Source organism: Sporosarcina saromensis, from assembly GCF_054901285.1.
On the sequence record NZ_CM142738.1, the window covers coordinates 3,224,795 to 3,250,805 of the forward strand.

25 protein-coding genes and 1 pseudogene are annotated in these 26,011 nt (G+C 40.7%); 6 read left to right on the top strand and 20 right to left on the bottom strand.

Going from position 1 to position 26,011, the window contains the following annotated elements; all coding sequences use genetic code 11:
* Positions 1-89: 89 nt before the first annotated feature.
* The 4 genes from brnQ to ACVHUV_RS16450 all read right to left on the bottom strand — a co-directional run bounded on the left by brnQ (position 90) and on the right by ACVHUV_RS16450 (position 7,147).
* Positions 90-1,442 (bottom strand): branched-chain amino acid transport system II carrier protein, encoded by a 1,353-nt coding sequence (gene brnQ / locus ACVHUV_RS16435; protein WP_462085322.1) that lies wholly within the window; start codon positions 1,440-1,442, stop codon positions 90-92.
* Positions 1,443-1,811: 369 nt separating this feature from the next.
* Entirely contained in the window at positions 1,812-4,889 is a 3,078-nt protein-coding gene (locus ACVHUV_RS16440) for an SbcC/MukB-like Walker B domain-containing protein (protein WP_462085323.1), read from the bottom strand.
* Positions 4,886-6,034, bottom strand: a complete 1,149-nt coding sequence (locus ACVHUV_RS16445; protein WP_462085324.1) for an exonuclease SbcCD subunit D — start codon at positions 6,032-6,034, stop codon at positions 4,886-4,888. Before ACVHUV_RS16445 ends, ACVHUV_RS16440 begins: the two co-directional genes overlap by 4 nt.
* Before the next feature lie 735 nt (positions 6,035-6,769).
* Positions 6,770-7,147: a nucleotide excision repair endonuclease gene (locus ACVHUV_RS16450; RefSeq protein WP_317942735.1), complete on the bottom strand. Its 378-nt coding sequence runs from the start codon at positions 7,145-7,147 to the stop codon at positions 6,770-6,772.
* A 197-nt stretch (positions 7,148-7,344) separates the two neighbouring features.
* On the opposite strand from ACVHUV_RS16450, the gene ACVHUV_RS16455 reads away from it, so the two are divergent.
* On the top strand, positions 7,345-7,962 hold the full coding sequence (locus ACVHUV_RS16455; RefSeq protein WP_462085325.1) for a DUF3298 and DUF4163 domain-containing protein: 618 nt from the start codon (positions 7,345-7,347) through the stop codon (positions 7,960-7,962).
* A gap of 14 nt (positions 7,963-7,976) precedes the next feature.
* Here the strand turns inward: ACVHUV_RS16455 and ACVHUV_RS16460 are convergent, their stop codons facing one another.
* Positions 7,977-8,561, bottom strand: coding sequence for a netrin-like domain-containing protein (locus ACVHUV_RS16460; RefSeq protein WP_462085326.1), 585 nt, complete (start codon positions 8,559-8,561; stop codon positions 7,977-7,979).
* A 100-nt stretch (positions 8,562-8,661) separates the two neighbouring features.
* Positions 8,662-9,336, bottom strand: coding sequence for an SOS response-associated peptidase (locus tag ACVHUV_RS16465; protein WP_462085327.1), 675 nt, complete (start codon positions 9,334-9,336; stop codon positions 8,662-8,664).
* 92 nt (positions 9,337-9,428) lie between these two features.
* Between ACVHUV_RS16465 and ACVHUV_RS16470 the strand changes: the two genes are divergently transcribed.
* Positions 9,429-10,169, top strand: coding sequence for a metallophosphoesterase family protein (locus ACVHUV_RS16470; RefSeq protein WP_462085328.1), 741 nt, complete (start codon positions 9,429-9,431; stop codon positions 10,167-10,169).
* Between the two features lie 115 nt (positions 10,170-10,284).
* Here ACVHUV_RS16470 and ACVHUV_RS16475 read toward each other — a convergent pair whose 3' ends face one another.
* From ACVHUV_RS16475 to ACVHUV_RS16490, 4 genes and pseudogenes are all read right to left on the bottom strand, one after another.
* Entirely contained in the window at positions 10,285-11,853 is a 1,569-nt protein-coding gene (locus ACVHUV_RS16475) for a BCCT family transporter (RefSeq protein ID WP_462085329.1), read from the bottom strand.
* Between the two features lie 99 nt (positions 11,854-11,952).
* Complete coding sequence (locus ACVHUV_RS16480) at positions 11,953-13,122, bottom strand: MFS transporter (RefSeq protein WP_462085330.1); 1,170 nt, start codon at positions 13,120-13,122, stop codon at positions 11,953-11,955.
* A complete protein-coding gene (locus tag ACVHUV_RS16485; RefSeq protein ID WP_462085331.1) occupies positions 13,112-13,537 on the bottom strand; it encodes a MarR family winged helix-turn-helix transcriptional regulator in 426 nt (141 codons plus the stop codon). Before ACVHUV_RS16485 ends, ACVHUV_RS16480 begins: the two co-directional genes overlap by 11 nt.
* 206 nt (positions 13,538-13,743) lie before the next feature.
* Positions 13,744-14,915 (bottom strand): annotated as a pseudogene (locus ACVHUV_RS16490) (MFS transporter).
* A 218-nt stretch (positions 14,916-15,133) separates the two neighbouring features.
* Here ACVHUV_RS16490 and ACVHUV_RS16495 point away from each other — a divergent pair.
* A complete protein-coding gene (locus tag ACVHUV_RS16495) occupies positions 15,134-15,502 on the top strand; it encodes a hypothetical protein (protein ID WP_371389292.1) in 369 nt (122 codons plus the stop codon).
* Between the two features lie 265 nt (positions 15,503-15,767).
* Here the strand turns inward: ACVHUV_RS16495 and ACVHUV_RS16500 are convergent, their stop codons facing one another.
* The 8 genes from ACVHUV_RS16500 to ACVHUV_RS16535 all read right to left on the bottom strand — a co-directional run bounded on the left by ACVHUV_RS16500 (position 15,768) and on the right by ACVHUV_RS16535 (position 21,407).
* Entirely contained in the window at positions 15,768-16,340 is a 573-nt protein-coding gene (locus tag ACVHUV_RS16500; protein ID WP_462085332.1) for a YitT family protein, read from the bottom strand.
* 236 nt (positions 16,341-16,576) lie between these two features.
* The gene (locus ACVHUV_RS16505; protein ID WP_462085333.1) at positions 16,577-17,800 is read right to left on the bottom strand and encodes a dicarboxylate/amino acid:cation symporter; all 1,224 of its coding nucleotides are present in this window, start codon (positions 17,798-17,800) and stop codon (positions 16,577-16,579) included.
* A gap of 258 nt (positions 17,801-18,058) precedes the next feature.
* Complete coding sequence (locus ACVHUV_RS16510) at positions 18,059-18,505, bottom strand: hypothetical protein (protein WP_462085334.1); 447 nt, start codon at positions 18,503-18,505, stop codon at positions 18,059-18,061.
* A gap of 24 nt (positions 18,506-18,529) precedes the next feature.
* Positions 18,530-18,835, bottom strand: coding sequence for a magnetosome magnetite crystal formation protein family (locus tag ACVHUV_RS16515; protein WP_371389288.1), 306 nt, complete (start codon positions 18,833-18,835; stop codon positions 18,530-18,532).
* A 56-nt stretch (positions 18,836-18,891) separates the two neighbouring features.
* The gene (gene nagZ, locus ACVHUV_RS16520) at positions 18,892-20,148 is read right to left on the bottom strand and encodes a beta-N-acetylhexosaminidase (RefSeq protein ID WP_462086930.1); all 1,257 of its coding nucleotides are present in this window, start codon (positions 20,146-20,148) and stop codon (positions 18,892-18,894) included.
* Positions 20,145-20,534: a DnaJ family domain-containing protein gene (locus ACVHUV_RS16525; RefSeq protein ID WP_462085335.1), complete on the bottom strand. Its 390-nt coding sequence runs from the start codon at positions 20,532-20,534 to the stop codon at positions 20,145-20,147. The genes nagZ and ACVHUV_RS16525 overlap by 4 nt, the downstream gene beginning before the upstream one ends.
* A gap of 17 nt (positions 20,535-20,551) precedes the next feature.
* Entirely contained in the window at positions 20,552-20,782 is a 231-nt protein-coding gene (locus ACVHUV_RS16530) for a hypothetical protein (RefSeq protein WP_371389286.1), read from the bottom strand.
* Between the two features lie 142 nt (positions 20,783-20,924).
* Positions 20,925-21,407, bottom strand: coding sequence for a PaaI family thioesterase (locus ACVHUV_RS16535; protein WP_462085336.1), 483 nt, complete (start codon positions 21,405-21,407; stop codon positions 20,925-20,927).
* Positions 21,408-21,635: 228 nt separating this feature from the next.
* Here ACVHUV_RS16535 and ACVHUV_RS16540 point away from each other — a divergent pair, with 228 nt between their 5' ends.
* Positions 21,636-22,079 (top strand): hypothetical protein, encoded by a 444-nt coding sequence (locus tag ACVHUV_RS16540; RefSeq protein WP_462085337.1) that lies wholly within the window; start codon positions 21,636-21,638, stop codon positions 22,077-22,079.
* Positions 22,080-22,643: 564 nt separating this feature from the next.
* Here the strand turns inward: ACVHUV_RS16540 and ACVHUV_RS16545 are convergent.
* Both ACVHUV_RS16545 and ACVHUV_RS16550 read right to left on the bottom strand, forming a co-directional pair.
* Complete coding sequence (locus ACVHUV_RS16545; protein WP_462085338.1) at positions 22,644-23,090, bottom strand: NUDIX hydrolase; 447 nt, start codon at positions 23,088-23,090, stop codon at positions 22,644-22,646.
* Between the two features lie 114 nt (positions 23,091-23,204).
* Complete coding sequence (locus ACVHUV_RS16550) at positions 23,205-23,618, bottom strand: NUDIX hydrolase (RefSeq protein WP_462085339.1); 414 nt, start codon at positions 23,616-23,618, stop codon at positions 23,205-23,207.
* A gap of 61 nt (positions 23,619-23,679) precedes the next feature.
* On the opposite strand from ACVHUV_RS16550, the gene yxiS reads away from it, so the two are divergent.
* Entirely contained in the window at positions 23,680-23,985 is a 306-nt protein-coding gene (gene yxiS / locus ACVHUV_RS16555; protein WP_317942704.1) for a protein YxiS, read from the top strand.
* Positions 23,986-24,074: 89 nt separating this feature from the next.
* Positions 24,075-25,892, top strand: a complete 1,818-nt coding sequence (gene pepF / locus ACVHUV_RS16560) for an oligoendopeptidase F (RefSeq protein WP_462085340.1) — start codon at positions 24,075-24,077, stop codon at positions 25,890-25,892.
* The last annotated feature ends 119 nt before the right edge of the window (positions 25,893-26,011 follow it).

The window sequence follows — 26,011 nt, forward strand, 5'->3', positions numbered from 1 at the left end:
ATTCGAAGCTGTAAAGATAAAAAAATAAAAAAATGCATGAAGGCTCATTGTCCTTCATGCATTTTTTATTTCAAACTGTATACTTTTCCTTACGTTAACTTCATGACTCTTGCGATAACGCCTGTTACAACCATGACAGCGAGTACGGGCAATAACCAACCTAGCCCTTCGCTATAATAAGGTAAAACATTTGTATAAAACGATACAATTGACGTTAACCAGTTCGGCCATTGCTCCACTGTATAGCCAAGCGTTCCATATAATGTCTTTACACCATCAATTGTACTAATTGCAAGAGCAACAACTGTTGCACTAATATACACAAGTCGAGCATGCTTAAATAACGGTGACGTGAACGTCAATAGCATAAGAACGACTGCTAGTGGATAAAGGAACATTAATACTGGAATCGAATACGTAATGATGTTTGACAATCCGAAATTCGCAACGATGAAACAGAATGTCGTGAAAATCGTGACAAACATTTTATAACTGATTGAAGGAATGATCGTTGTGAAATACTCTCCACAAGCTGTCATTAAACCAATACTTGTCGTTAAACAAGCCAAGATAATGATAATTGCCAACATGATTGAACCAAACGTACCGAAGTAATGGGCAGCTGCGCCACTTAATACAGGACCACCCGTATCAAACAATCCAAACTTCTCAGTCGTTGTCGCGCCTAAATAAGCGATACCAACATACAACAAGCCAAGGAACCCAGCAGCAATAACACCCGTTTTAGCTGTTGCTGATAAAATCTGTACTTTGTCCGTCACGCCCAGCGCTCGGATTGCATTTATGACGATGATTCCAAATACAAGTGAAGCCAGGGCATCCATTGTATTATAGCCTTCTGTAAAACCTTTCATGAATGCTCCGGAAGCATACGCATCTTCTGGAGATTGGAATGAACCAATCGGATTCACAAATGCCATCACTAATAAAACAAGCAGTAATACTATGATTGCAGGAGACATCACTTTCCCGACCCGATCAACAATTTTAGCCGGATTTAATGAAAGCCACAAGGTGACACCAAAAAATACAAGTGTAAAAATGAAAAGAGCCGTTCCTTGTGCACTTTCAGGAATGAATGTTGCAATTCCAATTTCAAACGCGACCGCTCCTGTACGAGGTGCCGCAAAAAACGGTCCAATCGTCAAGTAGAGCAACGATGTGAATAACACAGCGTATACAGGATGCACCCTGCTCGCCAAATCCTGCAAGTTGCGGCTACCTGAAAAGCCCATAGCTAGAATACCTAAGAACGGTAAACCCACACCGGTAATAAGAAACCCAATAACCGCCGGCCAAAGGTTCGTTCCTGCGTATTGTCCTAATTGTGCCGGAAAGATTAAGTTACCTGCTCCAAAGAACAGAGCAAATAACATGACACCAATTAAAAGAAAAGATGAAAAAGACAGTTTATTTTGCATAGAATGATAGAATCCTTTCTTCTTGTAAGTTTATCTTGATGCATATGCAATATATCGCTGGCATTTATCATACGTGGACAAACCACTAATTGCAACAGCAAATTATTATTTAAATATATTATCAATTCATAAAATACAAGTTTATAAAAAATCCAAATGAACGATGACTAACAAATGGACTTTTGGATGCCTTTTCCGTTCATTCCTATACACTATACCGTGTATTTATTCATCTATTTAATTTTAACCAAAATAAACCATTAAGAGACATACCGTATAAAAAACAGACGCGTAAGACGGAGTAAACTACGATTCGTCTTACGCGACTGATTTATAACTAAAAAAACTTATCAACTGACTATCAGCGCATCATTTTAATATAAATTTTGTTTCACTATGTCCTTCGTTCGATTTACGAACCTCTAGTATTGCCGGCAACGCCTTCTTCAATTCTTCAACATGGGAGATGACACCGATCATCCGACCTGATTTTTGTAAATCAATCAACGTATCCACTGCCTTGTGAAGCGATTCTTCGTCTAACGTTCCAAATCCCTCGTCGATGAACATCGTTTCGATTGATACTCCACCTTGGAAACTTTGTATAACATCCGCCATTCCTAACGCAAGACTAAGCGAGGCATTGAATTTTTCTCCCCCTGACATTGTCTTTACGTCTCGATTTTGCCCTGTATATGCGTCATATACATCCAACCCTAGGCCACTTTGTTTCCCTCGTATTTCTTGTCTTTCGCTACGCATCAACTCAAATTGACCATTTGACAGGTTATGCAATCTACTATTTGCGGACTGGATGATTCGCTCCAAATAATCGATTTGAATAAACCGTTCAAAGGAGAGTTTCAAGTGATTTTGCCCCCTGATCACATCATGAAGACTCGTCAGTTTACTCACTTTACGCTCTAATTCTTCAATCCCTTCAGACGCGTTATGCAAGTTGCTTCTTAATTGATTGAGCGCTTTTCCATGTTCTATTGAACCCTTCCACTCTGTCAATGCTTGTTCGTAAGCATCTTTTAAGCGGTCTACTTGTTCGGCCAGTATGGACGTGTCCATTTTCTCTTTGCCTTTGAGACTCGTTTCCAGCTCCACAATTGCAGTTTTTGTTGCATGAAGGTCCTCATTAAACCGTTTTACTTCCTCTTTGTACATGCGCTTTTCCGCTTCCGTCAACTTTGCGTTTCGGTATGCCTCTTCAGAATTAAAATCCGATTGGTGTAAAGCGTCTTTATAACGTGCTTCAGCTTGTTGCTTCTTTTGCACACACTCATGGACCGCTCTTTCAACGTACTGTTGAGCGTTTTTTGACGTCGCAAGTTTTTCTTTCGCTTCTTCCTTTTTCTTCTGAATAGCTATCCACGAAGCTTCCAATTTTTCTTTATGCATGGCTGCTTTTTGAATTTCCGCTTCCAATGCAGGCAAGCTTCTGACCTCTTCAGGTATAGACGTTATTTCATGTTGCAACAAAGCGGATTCTCGTTCATACTCCAACTTCCGTTCAGCTAATTGCTTTTCGATAGCATGTAATTTTGTTGTCCAATCTGCCACTTCCTTCTCAAAGGAAGACAACTGTACTTTCATGAGCGTACAGGCACTTTTTTTCTTTTTTAACACTTGTACTTTTGTAGCTATTTCCTCTTGCTTCCTTTTCACTACTTCTGCAGAGTCAGTAATTTTTTCTTCCGCCATTTCCTGTTCCAGTGCGGTGGATTGTTCTTTTATTGTTTCCAGTTTAGCCTCTGCCACACGTAATGATCGTTCTACTTCTGTTAAGTGTGCCCGCTTGTTCTCGAGCTGTTCTCGCGAAACTGCTTCTCCTTCTCTCTGTGCATGTTTTTCAGGATGGTCCACACTGCCACATACAGGACAAGGTTGCCCCTCTTGCAAAGCATGAGCTAGATGCGCAGCTTGATTGCTCAACCAATTGTTTTGTAACCCTTCAAACTCTTCTTTCGCTTTACGAAAAGCACTTGAAGCATTCATTGCTTTCTGTGTACAACTTGCTAATTCCGCTTGTAATTGTTCATGCTTTTCAACAATTTTGACGTCTGTTACATACTTGTTCAGTTGCTCGACAAGCATATCGAAAGGCACAATCGCTTCTTCAACATCGGCAATTTGCTTTTTCAAAAGTGTTTGCTGTTCTTGATAAGTAGAGGCCTTTTCTGCAATATAATGATGATCTGAATGAAGCTCACGTAAATGTCCAAGCAATTGGTGGACATGTGCTTGTTTTGCCGCTAATTGCGTGACGGCTGGCAAGTGATGACGCAGTCGAATAAGCTTTTCAGAAGCCTTAGTTCGTTCAGGTTCTTGACGCTCAACCTCACTGTACACTCTTTCGGTTTCCGCTAATTGTGCCATTGCAACGTCTACTTGTTCAGTAGTTTTTTCAAATTCTTGCCGCTTAGCCAAAACTTCTTGCTCTTGTTGTATATAATAGGATTCGATTTCGTGAATGATTGCCGCACGGTCTGCATCGGCAAGTTGTTTCTCTTTCAGTTGAATGTGTGGTTGTTGTTGTTCTAATGTTTCAAGCGTCGTCTTTCGTTGTTCGAGCAAAGCAAACTGTTCATTCGTGTTTTTTGCTGAATGATCCGTTTCGAGCAAAGCTCCATGCTTATTGTGTGCCTCTGTGTATAGCTTTTCATCCTCCACAGCTTTTTCTGTATAATACAAGATCTCTTCGTCCAGCCCTGCAAGCACTTGAGACGTTAGCATATATTCATTCCGTAGCACTTCAAATAGCAATGATTCTCTCGTTGGTACGATTGCAGTGATTTGTTGAATAAAGTGATCAGCTTTCGATTTTTCATTTGTCAACTGCAACGTAGCCGCATCTTTCCTTTTTTTCAACACTTCCACTATGCCTCGATAATCGTCAGTCTTAAAGATTTTCCGTAAAATCGCTTCTTTGTTTTCTGTATCGGACGTTAGAAACTTACGAAATTCCCCTTGAGGCAGCATGACAATTTGACTAAATTGGATTTGTGTTAATCCAAGTAGTTCTTCAACTTTCCGATTAATTTCTGAAACGATTTGGCGATCCACAATCGGTGTTTCACCTTCTGCTGTCAGTTCAAACAATTCACATTTGGCGGATGTCTCGGATTTGTTTCCTTTTTTGATGTAAGGGATTTGACGCATGATTCGATAGGTGCGTCGATGAATCGTAAATACTAATTCGACTGCCGTTTGAATGGCATCATCCGCAAAGTCACTACGCAAGGACCGGATATCTGTCCGGTCTTCCCCACTTGCTTGTCCATAAAGTGCAAAACAAATCCCGTCAAAAATCGTTGTTTTACCTGCCCCTGTCGCCCCAGACACGACAAACAATCGATGGTCTTCTAGTTGTCTAAAATCGATTGTTTCTGTCCCCTTGTATGGTCCAAAAGCAGTCATTGTCAATCGAATTGGCTTCATACGTCATTCCCACCTTTCACTTCTTGGAGTACTTCGGCGAAAATCCGTTCAGTTTCTTCATCAGGTTCTACATCGTTCATTTGTGTATAAAAATAACGGAATAACGTCTGGTCATTCGGCTTTTCTTGTATCCCACGTTCGTGTTGTTGCAAAGTCGCAGCCGTTGTGCGCACCATTTTTCGTTCGATATGCATCGCATTAGGAAATATCGACTTCACTTTTTCCATTGGAAACAGAACGGGTGATTCATCTTGCAATTTCACAAAAACAAAGTCATCACAAGGAGGAAGCGTTAAGATTTCGTCCATATGTCCTTCCACTGTCCGCATGTCGTGCAATGGATAAAGCTCTCGTTTCTCCACTGAAACTTTACCATCCGCATCCATTTCAACGATGTAAAATCCTTTTTTATGATGTTCTTCCGAAATCGAATATTTCATGGGTGAACCAGCATACCGTATTTGTTCATTCAACACATAATGCGCTTGGTGTAAATGCCCTAAAGCTGTGTAATGGAACGGCTTAAAAAGATGTGCAGATACATACTCCGCACCCCCGATTGCCAACGGACGTTCTGAATCACTCGTGTTCTCTTCCTCTTCACCATGTGGCGTCACAAACGCATGTCCAACAAATACATGGCGGGCATCCTGATCGAACGTCATTTCACCAATCACTCGTTGCATGGCAGTCGTAAAATCTACAATCGTGTCATCTTCATAGATTTGCCTGCAGATTGAAGGGTCAGCATAAGGAACGAGATGGAAATGTACTTCGCCATGCGCATCTCTTAACACGATTGGCTTTATCGGACGTTTAATGCGCCCTTCAATGTAATAACCATTTTGTCGCATCAATTCACTACCAAAATCCAACCGACTTGGACTATCATGATTTCCAGCAACCGCTATAACAGGTGTCTCTAAATCTACGACAATTTCCTTCAATACATCATCCAGTAAGTTCACTGCATCCGTTGGCGGCACCGCCCGATCATACAAATCCCCTGCAATGACGACGACATCAGGTTTCTCCTCTTTTACTGCTTGAATAAACTGCTGCAACACATGTCGCTGTTCTTCAGTCATATAAATACCTTGTACGAGCTTTCCTAAATGCCAATCAGCCGTATGGAAAAATTTCAACTACCTCTCCCCCTGTTACTGTTCTACCTTTTATTTTACAGCAATTGTGTAGAATTGATAGCGCTTGATTCGCGCGTATGGATATGTAGTTTTTGGGAGATGGCGCTTGTGATACGGCGCGAGTATTGTGATGCGAACGTGGTACGTTGCGATACGACGCCTTTACGTTGTGATGCGGGCGCTTTATGTTGTGATACGGCGCGAGTGTTGTGATACGAACGCGGTACGTTGCGATGCGACGGCTTTACGTTGTGATGCGGGCGCTTTATGTTGTGATACGGCGCGAGTGTTGTGATGCGAACGCGGTACGTTGCGATGCGACGGCTTTACGTTGTGATGCGGGCGCTTTATGTTGTGATACGGCGCGAGTGTTGCGATGCGACGGCTTTACGTTGTGTTGCGACGTATTTATGTTGTGATACACCTCACACAAACCGAACACAAAAAGGACACCTGTATCAGATGTCCTTTTCGCTGTAGGATATACTCAATCCTCTATTGAGGAGAGGCATTAGGTTCATGGGGTTTTACTTTTCATTTCTATATCGAGTATAACACAATAAGTTGCACGAAGGAAACTTTTATATACTTAAACTGCGAATTACGTAAAAACAACTACTTGCCTTCATATGCTTTTTGTACAACACGTGTTAAGAATCACGAACAACTCACGCAACAACAAAAACCGCCTTTTGCCAATATGAAAGCTGGCGAAAGGCGGTTTAACGTTTAAGTTCAATTGTTTTCAAAAAATACTTTTTCCGTATTGTACTTTGCGCGCATCGTATTGATAATATACGTTTCGTAAATTTCTCTTTCCATTGCATCTTCTACAATGATCACTGAGATTTTCACAACTTCATCACGATGGTTTTTTAATGGTGAAACGTTATCTTCTAGGTGTTTCTTAACACGCTGGCGTAATTTACGAGCCTTCCCAGCAAGTAAAAGTTCATCCCGTTTATTATAAAATAAAATAAGACCGCCTTTATCACGTGGAATTTCATGAAGATCTACAAAACCGTTAATTGGTTTAATAGGAACTTCCACATTACTTTTTTGTTGTCGTTGTTCAATTGTAACATCCGGTTGCGGAATTGTAATTGAGATCATTATATCTTCACGTCCTCTTCTTTTGTGAACTTACATCCTACCATAGATTGCTCAAATTTGCGAAATCCAAGACATATGTATAAGCCCTTTATGTCCGTTCAGCGTTATGATTTTCTTATCCACCATTCATGTCGCCAGTACTACTTCTAAACGCCCTCTCATAAAGTGTAAAACTGACTTTGGAAGGAGTGTGTATATTGCGCGAGTTTCCAGTTTGCATTCATACAAAAAAACTGCCTCATACCTCATCAAATATACGTGTCAACTATCCTGTCGTTACCCAAATGAACAATCATACAGTTCAACAAAAAATCAACCATACGATCATTCATACACTAAATAAGATGCTTGTGGATCAATATTTTTATGAAGATTACTTAGTGGAATTGATTGCTTACTATGAAATTAAGACGAATGAGCGAGGGGTTCTAAGCTTAAATTTAATTGTTTACTCGGACACCGGCGGAGCGCATGGGCTGACAGTAATCCGTTCGCTGACATTTGATACGAAAACCGGCAAGAACTATGAGTTGAGCGAACTGTTTAAACCAAATAGCGGCTATGAGAAGGCAATCAATACGATTATTCAACAACGTATTAAAGATTGGGACATTCAATTATTAGATCCTCCTGCCACTGAAATACGCAGTAACCAAGATTTCTATATTGCAGATGTAACGCTAGTGATTTACTTCCAATTATACGAGATTTCTCCTTATGCATCCGGTTTTCCTTTCTTCCCAATCCCTATCTTAGATCTTGCACCTTACATTCAACCAGGTAGCCCGCTGGAAACGATGATGTCTTTCACGTAAAAAGCGCGCAGTTCTTAACTGCGCGCGTTCTTCTTTATTCTCCAAACAACATACAATGCTCCAGCAAGAACGAGCATACCGGCGAGAATAATCTTCGTTGTACTCCCATTAAGTAGTCCATCGTTGTGTTCGTCTTTTTTAGCATTGCTTCCTTCAATTTTTTGACCTTTACCCAGTTCATTCAGATCTTCTGTCGCATTTGAAAGATTTGTCGTCCGTTGGCAAATACTCGTCGAAAGTGTACTCTTATTATTCATATCTCCTAACGAAGCGTAAACGAGGTACGATTGACCAACTTCAAAAGGAAAACCGCAATCCCCATCATGATAGCCTGTCGTTACACTAACTTCTGACTGCTCTACGCCTTTCCAGCTTTCATCCACTGCAAAGTACACGGTAAACCCATACCCATTCAGCAGATTTTTGTTATCAACAATTTTAATCACTTCGCCACTAAATACAGCCTCTGCGTCAAGTAATGCTTCTTCAGGAGGTGGCGGCATAACACATGAACAAGCGGACACTTCCAATGAATTTCCACCTACAATGAAGACAACTACCAAACAGAACGCAATACATAATCGCTTCCAACCACCCATTTTAAAACCTCCCCATTTACAGAGTAGACGAAGTAGACTGTTATTTCGTTTCAAAATAAAAACTGAAATTTACGCCTTGAAAGTGGAGTGTCTATAGCCGTTAACAAACAGGTTTGATTAGGGATGGGTCATTGTATTTGGGTGAATTGACAGCAGGTGATATTTCATACGCCTCCATTTGGTCTTCATCAAACGATTGCAACATATTCCCCAGGAAATGAATATCCGTAATAGATGGATCCAACCATTTCGCTTCTTCTTCCTTCTTTAGAATAACAGGCATCCGATTATGAATCGGTTTCACAAGGTTATTTGGTTCAGTAGTAATCGCGGTACACGTGTAAATCGTTTTCCCTTCCGGAGATTGCCAAGACTCCCAAAGACCTGCGATGCCAAACATGCTATTGGACTTCAGTTTTATGCGCATCGGAATTTTTTCTCCATCTTTTCGTTGCCATTCGTAAAATGAATCTGCGGGGATGATACAACGACGCTTTGTAAATGCTTGTTTAAAACTCGGTTTCTCTGCAATCGTTTCTGCCCGCGCGTTGATCATCTTATACCCGATCTTTTCATCTTTCGCCCATGGAGGAATTAACCCCCACCGTAAATATCCTAGCCGATTTTTAGAGCCGTCGTTAATAATCGCAGCGACTTGTTGAGAAGGGGCAATATTATAACTAGGCATGTACTCACTTTCCTCGAAAGCCGATTCAATTGAAAAACGCTCAATAATGTCGTGATAAGGAGCAAATAATGTAAAACGACCGCACATAGACATCCTCCTTTATTTTGTAAGACAATTTAGTTAATGGTATCATGAATGTACGAAAGAATCATGGTAGATGAACAGAGAGGATGAAATTGTTGAAAAGAACATTGGTCATTAGTGACATTCATGGAGAGTTAGATTTATTAGAAGAATTGTTAATAGAAGTAGGTTATGATCCAAAAGTAGACCAACTCATCTTATTGGGCGACTATATTGACAGAGGACCTGATTCTAAAGGAGTCCTTGAGAAAGTAATAGCTCTAAAAAAGGAAGGTGCGATTGTTTTACGCGGCAATCATGAAGAAATGATGATTAAAGCGTTAACGACAGACGAAGAGAAAGCTTGGAAACATTGGACAGATCGGAATGGCGGTAAACAAACACTAGAGAGTTATGGATTTTCTGAAGATGTATTCATCGTGAAAGATGATGACTTTGTCAAACCGATACTTCAATCGTCTACATTGAATGCACACCTTCAATTCATTCAGTCATTGGATTATTATTTCGAGTGGGATGATACCATTTTTGTCCACGCAGGCGTTCATCCATCTAAGCCGATAGACGAAACTGATCCACATGAACTCGTCTGGATCCGCGATGTTTTTCACAATGGATATTGTGGAGAAAAGACAGTCATTTTTGGCCACACGCCTACAAAGAATTTACATAATGATAAATGCAATAATGGTGTCTATTATGGTGAAAATCGGATTATTGGCATTGACGGGGCTGCAGTGTATGATGGCCAGCTGAATTGTCTTCAATACCCTGAAAACCGTACGTTCTCTATTAAAGCAAAGAATAAAGCTGAGGAATTAATTACAACTCGATAACGAGTAGGTATAAAAACAATAAAAACCGCATGTCGCTGAAAGTCTTATAGACTCCGGCTCCATGCGGTATTTCACATTCTCTAACGACATTGATCAATTTAGACAACAAGACAGATTACAAGTCTTTCTTCTTTCTACTCGCTTTCTTTTTGACTGCTTTCTCGATATTCTCAAACCTTCGAATATCTCTTGGCCGTACGGTAATCGGTTCCTTGCTTAATAATTTCCCGAGAGAAAACATGATTAGAATAATGAATAGTGTAAACGGCAATGCCGATACGAGCGAGGCTGATTGTAAAGCTTCCAATCCACCGGCGTACAAAAGGACCGCCGCTATTGCTGACATGAGGAATCCCCAAGTCATTTTAACAATTAGTGGTGGGAATAAACTTCCCCGCGTTGTCATACTTGCTAAAATATACGTTGCAGAGTCTGCAGATGTGATTAAGAATGTAAAGATTAAAATAATCGCTAAAACAGACATCAGTCCTGTTAACGGCAAATGCTTGAACGTCTCAAAAATTGCTGACGTTACATCCGCATCCACCGCTTCTGCAATCTTTGTTCCGTTGTTCATATCGCTATACAATGCTGTTCCACCGAGTGTAGCAATCCACATACACGAAAATACGGGTGGAATGACCATAACTCCCGCAATGAACTCCCGCATTGTACGGCCTTTGGACACCCGAGCAACGAACGCTCCGACAAAAGGAGACCAGGCAATCGTCCATGCCCAATAGAAAATTGTCCAATCTTGCACCCAGTTTCCACCTTTGTACGGTTGCAAACGTAAGCTGTATTTAATGAAATTATTAATATAATCGCCAATTGCAAGTGTAAAACTTTCTAAAATAAATACTTTAGGGCCCACGATAAAAAAGAATACAAGCAACACAATCGCCATGCCTAAATTGAAATTTCCTAAATACGCAATTCCCTTCTTCAAGCCGGTAGATGCAGATAGCATATAAGAAAAGAAAAGGACTACGATGATCATCATTTGGATGAAGAACGTGCTTTTCATATTAAATACTTGTTCAAGTCCTCCACTCATCTGCAACACACCCATTCCGAGTGACGTTGCAATTCCCATTACAGTCGCAATGACAGCAAAAGAATCAATCCCATTTTTCACAATTCGGTTTGATCCAACGAGTGGCTCCAAAGCGGTTGACACAAGGCCATCCCTCTTCTTTCTGAACTGAAGAAAAGCGATCACAAGACCAACAATGCCAAAGATGGCCCATTGGGATACCCCCCAATGGAAGAAAGAATACCCCATTGCTACACGGGCCGCATCTTCGGACTGTGCTTCCACTCCGTTAATGGGTGAAGCGAAATAATGACTCATCGGTTCGGCTACACCCCAGAAGACAAGACCTACGCCAAACCCTGCAGAAAACAACATACCGATCCACGTGAAGAAGGGATATTCCGGTCGCTCCGAATCTCCACCTAAACGGATCGCTCCATATTTACTGATCGCAAGTGCAACAAGGAATGCAATAATGACAAATACCGTGAGCAAATAGAACCAACCAAAGTTGGTCGTTGTAAATGCGTATAAACGATCTGCAACGTTGCCAAACGGCCCGGGTATGGATGCTCCTAGCACAACTAATAGCAAGATGACAATTGATGAAATTAAAAATACCGGATTCCTTAAAAATGTCCTATCCAAAACGTAATCGACTCCTAATTAGTAAGTTACCACCCTTATACCCTATTTTTTTCTTGAATAACATATAAACAATAGAAACTACTACGGAGTTTATAATTTCTACAATAAAGAATCGCTCTTTTTATTGACTGCTCGATAAAAAATAAGCACAACAAAAATAAGCAGTGAGGATAGTAAATACATCTTCTGGTAGCCCAAGTGGATCGCCAAAACGCCTAACACATAGGAACCAATCGCCAAACCAGTATCAAAGAAAGTAAAAAACGTAGCCGTTGCATACCCGCTTCTTCGTTCCGATGTCGATTGAATCGCAAGTGTTTGTAAACTTGGCACCAATGCTCCATATCCAAAACCGACAAATGCTCCAGCCAGTAAAAACACCCCTGGCGAGTTGACAAATGCAAGGATGAATAGTCCAATACCGAACGATAGAAACCCGGGTATTATAATCGAATTAGGTCCTTTTTCATCAAATAATTTACCGGTAAACGGTCTTGTACCTAGCATAACAGCAGCATACACAGCAAAAAATGTGCTTGCAAGGTGCAACAAGTCTTTGCCTTGTGCATAGATCGATAAATAGGACAACACACTTGCATAGGCGAATGAAACGATACTGCCCACAGTTGCAATCGGCAGTGCCTTTCTTTCAAACAAATCACTCCATGTCAAACGTTTAAATGCCGCACCCGTTGAGTTTTTTTCTGTCTGAGGTGTAAATAAAGACAGAATACTTCCAATTACCATAAGCACACTCATTGTGACAAAGAGGATATGAAAAGAATACGCTTGAATAATGTATAGCGCGATAAAAGGACCAACAACAACTGCTAAGTTCGAAGACATAACAAAATACCCAAGCCCAGCCCCTCGTCTTGATGGCGGAACGATAGACGACGTAATCGATACAGCTGCCGTTGTAATAATACTGAACCAAATGCCTTGGAAAAACCGCAAGAAGAGTAATCCTTCAAATGGAGTTATAAAAACATAGAGGATCGTACTAACTAAATAGAAGAACAAACCCCACAACAACAATTTCTTTTTTCCGACCATATCAAGTAATTTTCCGGTAAATGGACGGACAATAATTGCGGACAGCAGGAAAATTGTCATGAGCAACCCGGCTTCTTCATCTGTGCGTTGAAGGGCACCTGTTGCATATAACGGTAGCGCCGATACGAGGCCATAGAATACGATGAACACTGAAAGATTTGTTAAAAACAGACTAAGAAATGCTTTCGTCCAAATTGGTGGTTTACTTGTCACGAACGAGGACCTCTTTCCCGTCTATTTTACGCAACAGCAAGATGAGCTGATTTTCCTCTTCCAGAGTCAATCGATTTAAGCAAGCACTTTCGAATTGGATAATTGTCTCCTTTATATGAGGAAGCTTATGAATCGCTTCTTCGGAAAGACGTACAATTTTCTCACGACGGTCCTTCCCTTCTCGAGTTACTAACCATCCCATCTCTTCCAATCGATTCACAGTTCGTGTAATCGTTGGGGCTTCGACATTTAAATACTTCCAAATTTGCGTCAACGTCATTTCAGTATGTAAATCAATGCAATAAATGACACTCCACTGTGCTGCGAACAAGTCATGTTTCTTCAGTACACTATTTACTTCTTTCGTTAACAGGCGATATTTTTGAAATAGCTCATGAATGATTGGATTCAACATTTTCCACTCCTTTATTTACTTAAGTAACTAAATGAGTGTACACCGTTTGGATTTTGTTGTAAAGGTGCATAAGCCAATCTATCTAAAAAAACCGTGTGAACAAGGCTATACGCGCCTTAATTTCACACGATTTGTTGAATTGACAACTTATGATTGAGATAAAAACGGAGCTAGATTCATTTATTTCATTCTACCAACTAACCATTTTATGATGTTGGCTTGGTGACCGTTATTTTTTGGTCTTTCGGCAACATGAGTCCGACGAGACCAATGAAAGGAAGGAATGAAGCAATCACCATTGTCGGGAAGATCCCGATGACGTCCATCAGTCTACCTATAACAACAGCACCTATCGCACCCATACCGAAAGCTAATCCGACAGTGAGTCCCGCCATCGTTCCAATTTTACTTGGAACAAGTTCTTGTGCGTAGATAACCGTCACGGAGAAACTGAGCATAATAAAAAATCCAATTGCAGCTAACAGAGGACCGACTGCCCATAGGGATACATACGGCAAGAGGAGGCATAGGGGTAATGGAACGAGTAGCGATAGAACGATTACATTCTTCCTTCCAATCCGATCCGCCATTGGCCCACCGAAAAAAGTCCCTGCAGCTCCTAGTGCCATAAATAAAAAGATTAATAATTGACCTTGTGCAATTTTCAATCCGTATTCATCCAACAAATAAAATATGTAAAAGCTCGTTACGTTTGTAACGTAAAATGAACGCGCAAAGATGATGGTCAAGATCAGTGTCAAAGCGATTGTAATCTGTCTTTTAGTCAATTCTCCAATGCTAGAGAGTAATACTTTTTTTCGATTGTTTTGCCTCTCCAGTTCAAGTTGTTGTTTATACCAGGCAGATATTCGAGATAACAGTACAATTCCGACTGCAGCAACGATAATGAAGACAGCAGCCCCTTTCTGCCCTAGTGGAACAAGCACAAATGCGCTGATTAACGGAGCTAATGCTTGTCCGGTATTACCGCCTACTTGGTAGATCGACTGAGATAGTCCTCTTTTATTGCCAGCAGCTAAAAATGAAACCCGGGATCCTCTGGATGGAAGACGGCTGACCCGAACCCTAAAATGATGACGGAAAGTAAGATAAGCCAATAACTTGGCGCAATTGCCAAACCTGCCATACCGACAAGTGAAAAAGTCATTCCGATCGGCAACGCATAGGGCATCGGACGCTTATCACTGAAGTAACCAACGACTGGCTGGAGAACGGAAGCAACCATATTTAAGGCAAAAAAGATGAACCCAAGCTGCGTAAACGTTAGCCCTCTTTCCGCCTCCAAAACAGGAAACATCGCAGGAATAACGGCTTGGAGTGTATCATTTAGCAAATGACAACCACCGATAGCAAACATGATTGGATAGACTGGATTGGTAAAGCCTTGTTTTTCTTTCGTTAACGCCAATTGAATCCCCACGCTTTTCAATAAAATTTCACAATATGTATAGTATAGCGTAATTAGTAGGCACAATGGGGATATCTCAGAAATTTTGCTTTCTTATCGTTTTCGTTTTATGACGCAAAATTTCCGGGTAAAACAATTGTACAGATTACGAAAGGGTGGACATTGCTATGATGCTCTTTGACTCAATTCCTGTAATGACTCTGTTCCCCATCACACTTTTTTTATTGACATTGGAAATTGTCCTTTCCTCTTACAAAGCTTCATCCATCCATTGGACCCGAAAGCTTGCATTCGGCAATCTAGTCATTAATGTCTTCTGGATTGCACTAATCATCATTTTACTATTAAATCCATTGGTCATTCATCCGTTTTTAGCAGACATGTTGTCGCAAATTTTTGGCCGATCGCCTGAAGATATATCAAATCAGGTGTATCTGATTATTTTCGGCATTGGATTTCTATCCATCATTTCAACCGTAATCGATTCTTTTACTGGTTTTAAACAGTCCAAAACCGAAAAAACTAAGCTCCAGTAAAAGAACTTAGTTTTTTCATGCGTCGCACTAATTGGTCTAGGATGTTCCAATTAGTGGGTGAGCTGTCAGTTTAATTCGAAGTTATCGATCGAGTTCACAATTTATTCGATTGGATACGGACAGTTATCGATCGAATTCACAAAGTTATGACCAAATCAGGACTATTTGACTAGCAAGAGTGCATTGTTTCATTACACAAATACGATATCATTTTAGAATCCTTCGCTGATCAGGTTCCTGCTTCAGCAGTACTTTAGCTAAAAGATTAAAATTTTTTAACGCGAACTTTCCTTGATGCAATAAAGCTTGCTGCTAAACCGACACAAAGTACCGTAACGATTGAATGGAGTAAGGAAATACCGCTCAATAAATAACTTCCTGTCACAACAATAAAACTGTCGAAGAAAAAAATCATGAACGCTGGATTGATGGAAATCTTATTCGCAATCATTTGCGCAAGTAAATCAGTGCCACCAATGCTCACATCCATTGATAACATCAGACCGACACCCGTCCCTATAATGAAGCCACCAATAGCCGCTTCAATAATCGGGTCAACAAATATCGAACCTCCAAGTACTGTCAACGGATGAAACAAATCGATGAATAAGGAAGAACAAAGCATTCCATGTAATCCATTGTAGAAAAAAGGGCGATACAAAAACCAAGCGACGAGGAAGATCGGTACGCTAATTGCCAAGAAAGTCTTTCCCACTTCTACTTCTTGTAAATAATGAAGTAATAAGCTAATGCCAAGTGCTCCGCCTTCCATCAAACTGTTCGGGAGCAGGAATACATTTACACCAATTGCAATGAATGAACTGCCGATTAGAATCATCGTTGCCCTTTTCAGCATCTCATTCTTTCGGCTATTTGTAGATGCGACCATAAGTTGTATAGGACAACCCCCGTTTATATGGAATGAACACGTTTTTCATTATGTACAGTTCCTTCTTTAGCGGATGAAGTAATCTTCTTCCAGTCAACGTGTAGACAAAGTCGATTTATGGCTTTGTCTACACTCTTTTGAATGAAATTACTAATCCATAGGAAATTCTAAACAAAATATTACCGTTATGACGTTACACTTTGCTCTTCTTCCACAGTTTCAGTACCTGCTACAACAACAGCTGCTGATGCATCTCCTACAACATTTACAGACGTTCTCATCATATCCAGCACCCGGTCAATACCTGCTATAAGCGCAATGCCTTCAAGTGGCATATTGACAGAAGTGAGCACCATCGCGAGCATAATCATCCCTGCGCCAGGAACACCTGCAGTGCCAATGGAAGCTAAAATGGTAATGAGGACAACCGTCAACAATTGCAGAAATGATAATTCTAAGTTATAAAACTGTGCAATGAATATGACTGCAACCCCTTGATAGATGGCTGTTCCATCCATATTTATTGTTGCACCTAACGGCAAGACGAAGCTCGAAATCTTTTTCGGTACACCAAGGTTTTCATTTGTGTTCTTAATCGTAACAGGTAGGGTACCTGCGCTGCTTGCCGTACTAAATGCAACTAATGCAGCAGGTGAAATGCCTTTAAAGAACTTTTTAGGACTCATCTTGCCAAATGTTTTCACAGCAGTCGAATACACAATGACAGCATGCAACAAACAAGCTACATACACTGCAACAATTACTTTTAGAAGCGGCAATAACACAGATGGGCCATATTGACCGACAACCGGAGCAAGTAAGCCTAAAATGCCAATCGGCGCAACTTTCATGACAATCGCAGTAATTTTATACATCACTTCTGCAAACCCTTCAAAAAACTTGAACACGGGCTGCGCTTTTTCACCAACTAACGTAATCCCAATTCCGAGAAATAAAGCAAAGAAAATAATCTGCAGGATACTCCCATTTGCCAATGAAGTGAATGGATTATCAGGGACAATATGCAACAGTGTCGTTATTGGGCTCTGTGGTTCTTTCGTTGCCGCTTCAGGTGCAACAAGACCGTCAGAAGAAACTGATACCCCTTCTCCTGGTGAAATTGCAAATGCAACTGCAAGTCCGATGACAATTGCCACAGCAGTCGTCGCAAAATAGTAAACGACTGTTTTAAACCCGATTCTTCCCAATTGTTTCGGGTCTGTCGTACTTGCCACTCCAACGACTAACGTCGATAAAATAAGCGGTGCAATGATGAATTTAATTAATCGTAAAAACAGCTCGCCAAAAGGCTTTAAGAAATTGATGGAACTGCCAAAAAATGTACCTAAAATAATCGCTAAAACAAATGCCATAAAAATCTGCGTCACAAGACTGAATTTAACTTTCATCGTTCTCCCCTTTCACAGTGTAGTCAGTACGTAAAATTCTCTTATACCAACATATACAAGTTCGAGGACAAACATGAGTAAATTCGTGGTCTCAGAAGAAAAAGGATGCTCTCATCGTGTAAAGCTCACAAAGAAAGGAGCTAGTATTTTTTGAAATGAAAGAAGACAGTATTGTAAATTTTCGAGTGAAGTAGTTTAGTAAAGGTCAAATACAAAAGCCGTGTGAAACCAAGGTAAGATTCTTGGCTTCACACGGCACTATACATGACGAGTAGAACGATTCTTGCGATAAACATAATAGACCATACCAATCATTAAGAGAGCAGCAACAGTGATGATCAAAAACACATTAGATAGGATATTTTTAATATGAAATGGAGCTTTATGTGCATAAACAGCCTCCACCCATTGCTCATTATTCTCAACAGCAATTGCTGTGGATGTAGATATTCCTTTTATTTCATAATAGTTCGTTCCAATTGGAAAATAGTTTGAAGCATTCCCGTAATGATCACCAGTCATCTCATGTGGTTTCGTCTCCACTTCTCCTAACCTTTTGCCGATCTCACTTTCTTCAATCATCTCTTCCAATTTGACCTCGTACACATCCCCATTCCAAACGACAAAGGGATATGCCCATTGTAATGCATGCGCTGAAGAAGCAAGGAAAAACATCAATAATAAGACGATCGGAAATTTTCGCATGAATATCCCCTTTGCTACACTGCTTTAAAACCATCTTCCGACAATTGGGTATTGATACGGTTCATCTTGTACTGCTTTCACAATGCCGATAATCGGAACAATAATGGTCATCAAACTAAATACGATGAGCATCGGAATCCCAATCAGAAAAATGACTAAAATAGCGGAAATAAAAATCAATGCCCCCATTACTAATTGAAACAATAACGCTTGAATCGATAATCTCTTAACTTCTACATCATCAATGACAAGATACAATATAAACGGCACGAGGCATGGTGCAAAAAATGCACTTGCATGAACCAATATCTTAAGACCTGTTTTTTCCATGAACTGAACCCCCTCTATCTACCTTTATATACGGAAGGTGATAGCAAAAGTTTCATTCAACGTAGCGCTTTTTTCGCTTGTTTGTTCAAAGCATTTACGTCAATCTGCCCCACAATGTCGTCTGCTAAATTGTAACGATGCTTCAGCTCTAAGATCCTTCTTACACTTTCGTCAATGCGTTCTTCAGAAATAGTCCGTGTAAATACGGCATCTTTTAAAGTTTCAATTGTTTTGACTTGATTGGCATAGTCCCCAGCAATAAGTAAAAGATCACTTCCAGCAATGAACGCTTGCAAGCCCGCTTCAGGAACGGTGTACGCATTCGTTATTGCGCCCATCGTTAAATCATCAGTTATCACAACGCCGTCGTACCCTAGTTCTTCACGGAGAAAATCGGTTATGACATTCTTAGATAACGAGGACGGATTTGTGGCATCTAGTGCAGGAAACAAGATGTGTGCAATCATGATGCCATCAACTTCTTGAGCAATAGCTTGCTGGAATGGTACAAGTTCCGTTGCAATTAATTCGTCGATATTTTTATCGATGACGGGCAATGATTTATGTGAATCAATGTGTGTATCCCCATGTCCGGGAAAATGTTTCACAATCGAAATAACGCCATTATCAACCATGCCCTTTCGAACGGAAAGTGCATGTTGTGTTACTATTTGCGGGTTTGACGAATAGGAACGATCGCCGATGACTGGATTTTTCGGATTACTATTCACATCCAGGACAGGTGCAAAATTTATATTGTATCCAAATGCATGGAGCAGCTCGGCAAGGTATACCCCACTTTTGTAAGCGAGTGCTTCATCCTCTTTTTGTCCAATTGAAGCAGCTGCAGGTAGTTTTTTCATACCTGCTGGCAATCGCGATACACGTCCACCTTCTTCATCAACCGAAAGGAATAAAGGAATGGAATAGTCTTTGTTAGCAACTTTCGCTTCATTTAGTAACTGGACAATGCCAGTAGGTGTAGATACGTTCTTCCCTAAGACAATGATGCCACCTACACGATAGTGGCGGATGAGGTGATCGAGTTCATCATCATATGTCTTTCCTTTCATACCTACGATGATCAATTGACCGATTTTCTCATCAAGAGACATCTTTTCCAATTGTTCATCAATGTAGGATACCGGCATATCGGCTATTGGTGCCACTTGTTCTCTTTCCGAAAACGTAGGAATCGTCTGTTCATCTTGCATCGTTGACGGTTGTGAGCAAGCCGTTAAAAGTAGAAAAAGGCATGCAAGGACGTAACCTAGACGTATGCACATATTTGGATTCCATTGCCTTTCTGTCACTTCCAAAATTCTTTCGCTCTTTCAATGGATTCAACTGTCACACGACCTTTCAGCATAGGTGGTGGACAATGTTTGTTATGCTCGTCAATCTTTTGGTTTAGTCCTATGACACGATTTTGTAAATCTACCTCAATGTTCTCGGCTTGTAACTTTGAAATCGCATGTAATTCATCTCTTATTTCATGTTGAAGCTTCAGCCAATGCGGTTTATACCCTGCATCTTTTGCTATTCGTTGAAAATGTTGATACGTATCACCCGAAAAGTATTCTTTTGGCAATGGCTTTCCTTGTCCTTTCAGGTTTTCCATTTCCCCTTCTTTTGCATGGCTCTTTAAAATATCTCCAATCAAGTCATTGTATGGCGGCATCGAATTCCCATCAGACATCTCCATCACACCTTCGTTTAAAGTTTTATAAGATCATTCTTACCACTTGAATAATCCAGCTTCATCTGCTCAAGTTCAAGCTTCAACTTTTCTGTTTCCATAATGAAATTCTGCTGCTTCAATCGCTCCAGTTCCAACTCTTCTTTCAGCATATCAGCTTTAATCTTCAACATTTTTCGTTGATGCTCTGTAATGATTGCTGTAATTGGTACACACATGACGACCGCGACAATTGCAAACCCTATCATTCCTTTTCCCGTCCTTCCACCAAATTCTTCATACAATGGATTGCATGAGTATCTTTCACATGATTTGTCCAACATAGTCTCGCTAACATGATAATATGACAATTGGCAAGAAAGACTACTTTCATTTGTACTGATTCAGTTATCATTTCGCAGTAAACGTTTTGGGCATTACAACGCCGACGACTTCACCTTTTGCACAAACGACATCTTCTGCAAACACTTCTACTGTAACTTTCCATTTTTTCGGATGAATCTCTTCCACCGTGCCGACCGCTTTTAATGGAACCCCTTGTGGCGTAGGTTTTAAGTAATCAACATGTAAAGAAGCTGTCACAAACCGCGGTACATCAGCTTCATCGCCTGGTTCATGACCATTCTTCCGATAAAGTGCTAACGCACAGGACCCTGTTCCATGACAGTCCACTAGAGATGCAATTAGACCACCATATACAAATCCAGGAATCGCAGTATGTTTGTCTGATGGCTCATAATATGTAACCGTTTTCACGCCATCCCATCCTGTTCGAAAATGATGCCCCTCGTCATTTAATCGTCCACACCCATAACACCAAGCAAAATCATCCGCATACCCATCTTGAATCGCATGCTCAACATTCTTTTTCATCCTCTTCACCCCTCCATATTTTCATTCCTTTGAAAAATAGTATAACATTAATCTTCTAAAATCTCTGCAGATGCAGTATTGAAAAAATCCATTACATACTAAAACTACTACTAAACATCCCTCCGCACGCATTAAACATTATCGACACGCATATATACCATGAGTACTAATCCGCAATATTTTCTCTGCGTATACTATACAAACGACAGACGAGGAGGGATTGATTGGATGAAAATGCGAGCCCTATTGCTGACCGCCCTTCTAATTGGAGGAGCATATGCAATGCTCCAATCATTTAATGAGTACCAACAGAAAAAGTTTAGTGAACTCGTGGAGACAACACACTCAGAATTTCATACACTCGTCTTCTCAAAACCTCCCATGTTCGGCGCACCAGCAGAAACATGGGTCGTAGATGATGAAAAAGAAGTGAATGAACTCCTTGTTTTTTTGCAAAACTATACGATTCAGAAACTCAAACCCGAGGAAATTGACCCTGACGACAATATCGACGAACTTCGTATTACGCTCCAAGATCGAGATGGGAACAGCCTCACAATTGTCATTGCGGAAAACATGATTATTCAAAACTCCGAGCTTTACTATGAAATCGTAGACGGACCACTCGATGTCGATTGGATCGTGCGATTTATTGTCAGCAACAAATCATGAATGTGGATAGCGTGTAGTGAGCAAACCTTCCCTCTTGTTTGGAGAGAAGGTTTTTGTGATGTTATCGCGTGGGAGTGTTGCGTTGCGAGCGGGTTATGTTGTGATACGGGCAGCTTACGTTGTGATGCGAGCTCATTACGTTGTGTTACGAACGGAGCGTTGTGATACGAGCAGGTTACGTTGTGATACGAGCACGTTACGTTGCGATGCGAGCTCATTACGTTGTGTTACGAACGGAGCGTTGTGATACGAGCAGGTTACGTTGTGATACGAGCACGTTACGTTGCGATGCGAGCTCATTACGTTGTGTTACGAACGGAGCGTTGCGACGCGAGCGGGTTATGTTGTGTTACGGGCTGGTTACGTTGTGATGCGAGCCAGTTATGTTGTGACGCGACGGGAGTATTGTGATGCGCCGCGAGCCTCGCTAAGGTTTCAGTATGTTTGAAGTGGAAAAATTGCTGGAAATCGACAAAATACAAAAAACACATGGTACCAAGGTTTTGTACTCGGTTCCATGTATGCTCCATTCTTTCGCTTATACGCTCTTCAATCTTTAATTTACTATCGCATCGCATATTGGAGAATCATCTCCCGTACTCTAGGATTTAGCGTTTCAGGCATATTAGTCAGTGGAAAATATCCGACTTCTGTTGTTTCGATCCCATCTGCGCGCAATTCTCCGCCACGAATGTCTGTAGTTGCATAAATGATGGTGACTGAATAATACTCGTGTCCATTTTTTAAGACTGTATGTGTTTTTGATCCCGATACGACGGTTACTAGTTTCAACTCACCAATGTGGATTCCTGTCTCTTCAAAAACTTCCCGTCTACCTGTTTCTTCAGCTGATTCACCTAGTTCCATGAACCCCCCAGGAATTCCCCAACGTCCATCCGCATTTTTCTGTAAAAGAATTTCACCTTTCAAGTTAAACACACCTACGCCTACGCCAGTTAAGAGAAGCGGGCGATTACCTACTATTGCTCGTAAATCTTTAATATAATCCAACTCATTCCCCCTTCCGATAAACTGTGGTATCTCCGATGATATAAATTTTAGTCTTACATCAATCTATATGCACAACTTCCATACTGCGCCATTCATTCGGTGGAATTTCACAGGTTACTGCACCCCTTGATAACAATAAGGAATTGATGACTTCAAAAGTTCTTCAATTCCCCCTTCGTAATAAGGTAATTCTCTATTCGCAATATCGAACTCCATCCATGCAGCTTCCAAAATGCCATTCTGGTCTTGAACTGCAACTTCGCCTTCAGTCGCTTCACCTATAAAAGTGAAAAACAGCACATGATTATTTTCTTGTCGTCTGAATGTTTCATTGACAGCAAGAAGCTTTCCGAGCGTTACGGTTAATCCCGTTTCCTCCCATACTTCTCGAATGGCAGCTTGCTCCAACGTTTCACCTTTTTCAACACCACCACCTGGTAACGTCCAATTCGTATACTTCTTATTCTTCACCATTAGCACTTTTCCTTCTTTTACAATCAATACGTAAACAACATCGACACGATTCACGAAATTCATCCCCCTTTTCATATATACTAAGAATCATAGCTTATCCTTGGAGGCGAAAACAATGAAGTTTGAAAATATTGACGAACGTGTTATTCAAAAATATCAAGAAGATGAGACACTGATGATTCGTTTGTTTGTACAATGGTGCAACAATCACAAGTTAGATGCACAAACGCTTTACAAAACAGCTTATCCTCATCAACAACAAAACGAGCGTTTGAAGGAAATTGTGGAAGCAGACGCTTCTGTTGACGAGTTGTTCATTGACAATGAAACAATGCTTGACGTTCTTCAGCTATTTGGAAATGAAGACTTGGCATTTGTCGTTGCGGATGAAATTGCCCGGTTGTCTACACGAAAAAATTGAGTGCCTGAATGTTCACATTCATTTCCCTTTTCTAGCATACTACTATATACTGTAATTAGTTCGAATACCGTAATAAGGGAGAGATGAGAATGGTTAAAAGCTTACCACCACGTTCAGCAGTAGCAGTTGAAGAAACATGGAATCTAGAGGATTTATTTAAAACAGAAGATGCTTATAACGAAGCGATTAAAGATGTACAAGCTACAGTCGCTGCTTTTGCTGAACGCTTCAAAGGCAACATGACGGATGACTCTTCCGTTATCGAAGCGATTGACGGATACGCTGCGATTATGGGTAAATTGGTGCCAATCGGAGCTTATACGAACTTGGCACTCAGCGTCGATCAAACGAACGATGAAGCACAAATGCGTGCAAGCAAATTCGGTTCAATTGCTTCAAAATTGGGTAGTCAACTGGCTTTCTTCTCAAGTGAGATTTCAGAATTACCGATTGAGTTATTGGAAAAAGCGATGGAACAATCCGCCGAATACAAAAATTACTTGGAAGAATTGATTCGCCAAAAACCTTATAAACTACATCCGGAAGTTGAGCGTACGTTAGCGGCCCTATCATCGGTATTAAACGCACCTTACGGATTATACGATACGACAAAATTAGTCGATATGAAATTTGATGATTTTGAAGTGCATGGAGAGAAGTTCCCACTCAGCTATATCTCTTTTGAAGGTGGCTGGGAACAAGAACCTGATACTGAAAAGCGAAGAGCCGCATATGATGCGTTCCATGCGAAGCTGAAAGAGTACCAACATACACAAGCGAAGACGTATGATATGCAATTGCAAAAAGAAAAGACCATTTCAGATCTACGTGGTTATGATACAGTGTTTGACTCCCTTTTGTTCAATCAAGAAGTCGACCGATCCATGTATGACCGCCAAATTGATTTGATCATGAATGAGCTCGCACCACATATGCGTAAATACGCGAAGCTCCTTCAAAAAGTCCATCGTCTGGATGAAATGACTTTTTCAGATTTAAAAGTGCCGTTAGATCCGAATTACGAGCCTAAAATTACAATTGAAGAATCAAAGAAATACATTAAAGAATCCCTTGCCATCATGGGTGACGACTATATGGACATGGTGAACCGCTCGTATGATGAACGTTGGACGGATTTTGCACAAAACGTTGGGAAATCAACGGGTGCTTTCTGTTCAAGCCCATATGGAACCCATCCGTATATATTAATCTCTTGGACAGGTAGTATGGAAGATGTATTTGTACTTGCTCATGAACTTGGACATGCTGGACATTTTTACAATGCGCATCAACACCAAAACTATTTTAATTCACGACCGTCCACTTACTTCATAGAAGCACCATCTACGATGAATGAAATGCTTGTTGCCAACCATTTGTTATCAAATTCAGACGATCCGAAATTCAAGCGTTGGGTCATTTCATCAATTGTAGCACGTACGTATTACCACAACTTTGTAACGCATTTATTGGAAGCGGCGTACCAAAGAAAAGTATACGAGCGTATTGATGCAGGCGGTAGCGTGAATGCAAACGTCTTGAACAATTTGAAACGTGGCGTATTAGAAGAGTTCTGGGGCGATGATGTCAAAATCAATGAAGGTGCAGAGTTAACTTGGATGCGCCAACCTCATTACTATATGGGCTTGTATCCGTATACGTATAGTGCAGGCTTAACCATTTCAACACAAGTTTCCAAGCGAATCCTATCTGAAGGACAACCTGCTGTTGAAGATTGGTTAAAAGTGTTACAAGCTGGTGGGACGAAACCGCCTGCTGAACTGTCAAAAATGGCTGGTGTCGATATTACGACTGAACAACCATTGAAAGATACAATCGCGTATATCGGTGATTTGATTGACCAACTCGTAGAATTGACAGAAGAAATTGATGGAGTCACAATTTAACAACGGTCTTTCATTGCTTAGCTGCCAACTATCGTAACTTCGGTAAATTGGCAGCTTTCTCAATGTTGTCACGGATTAAATAGTTCGATATGATAGCTAGTGTACACAAACCATTTTTG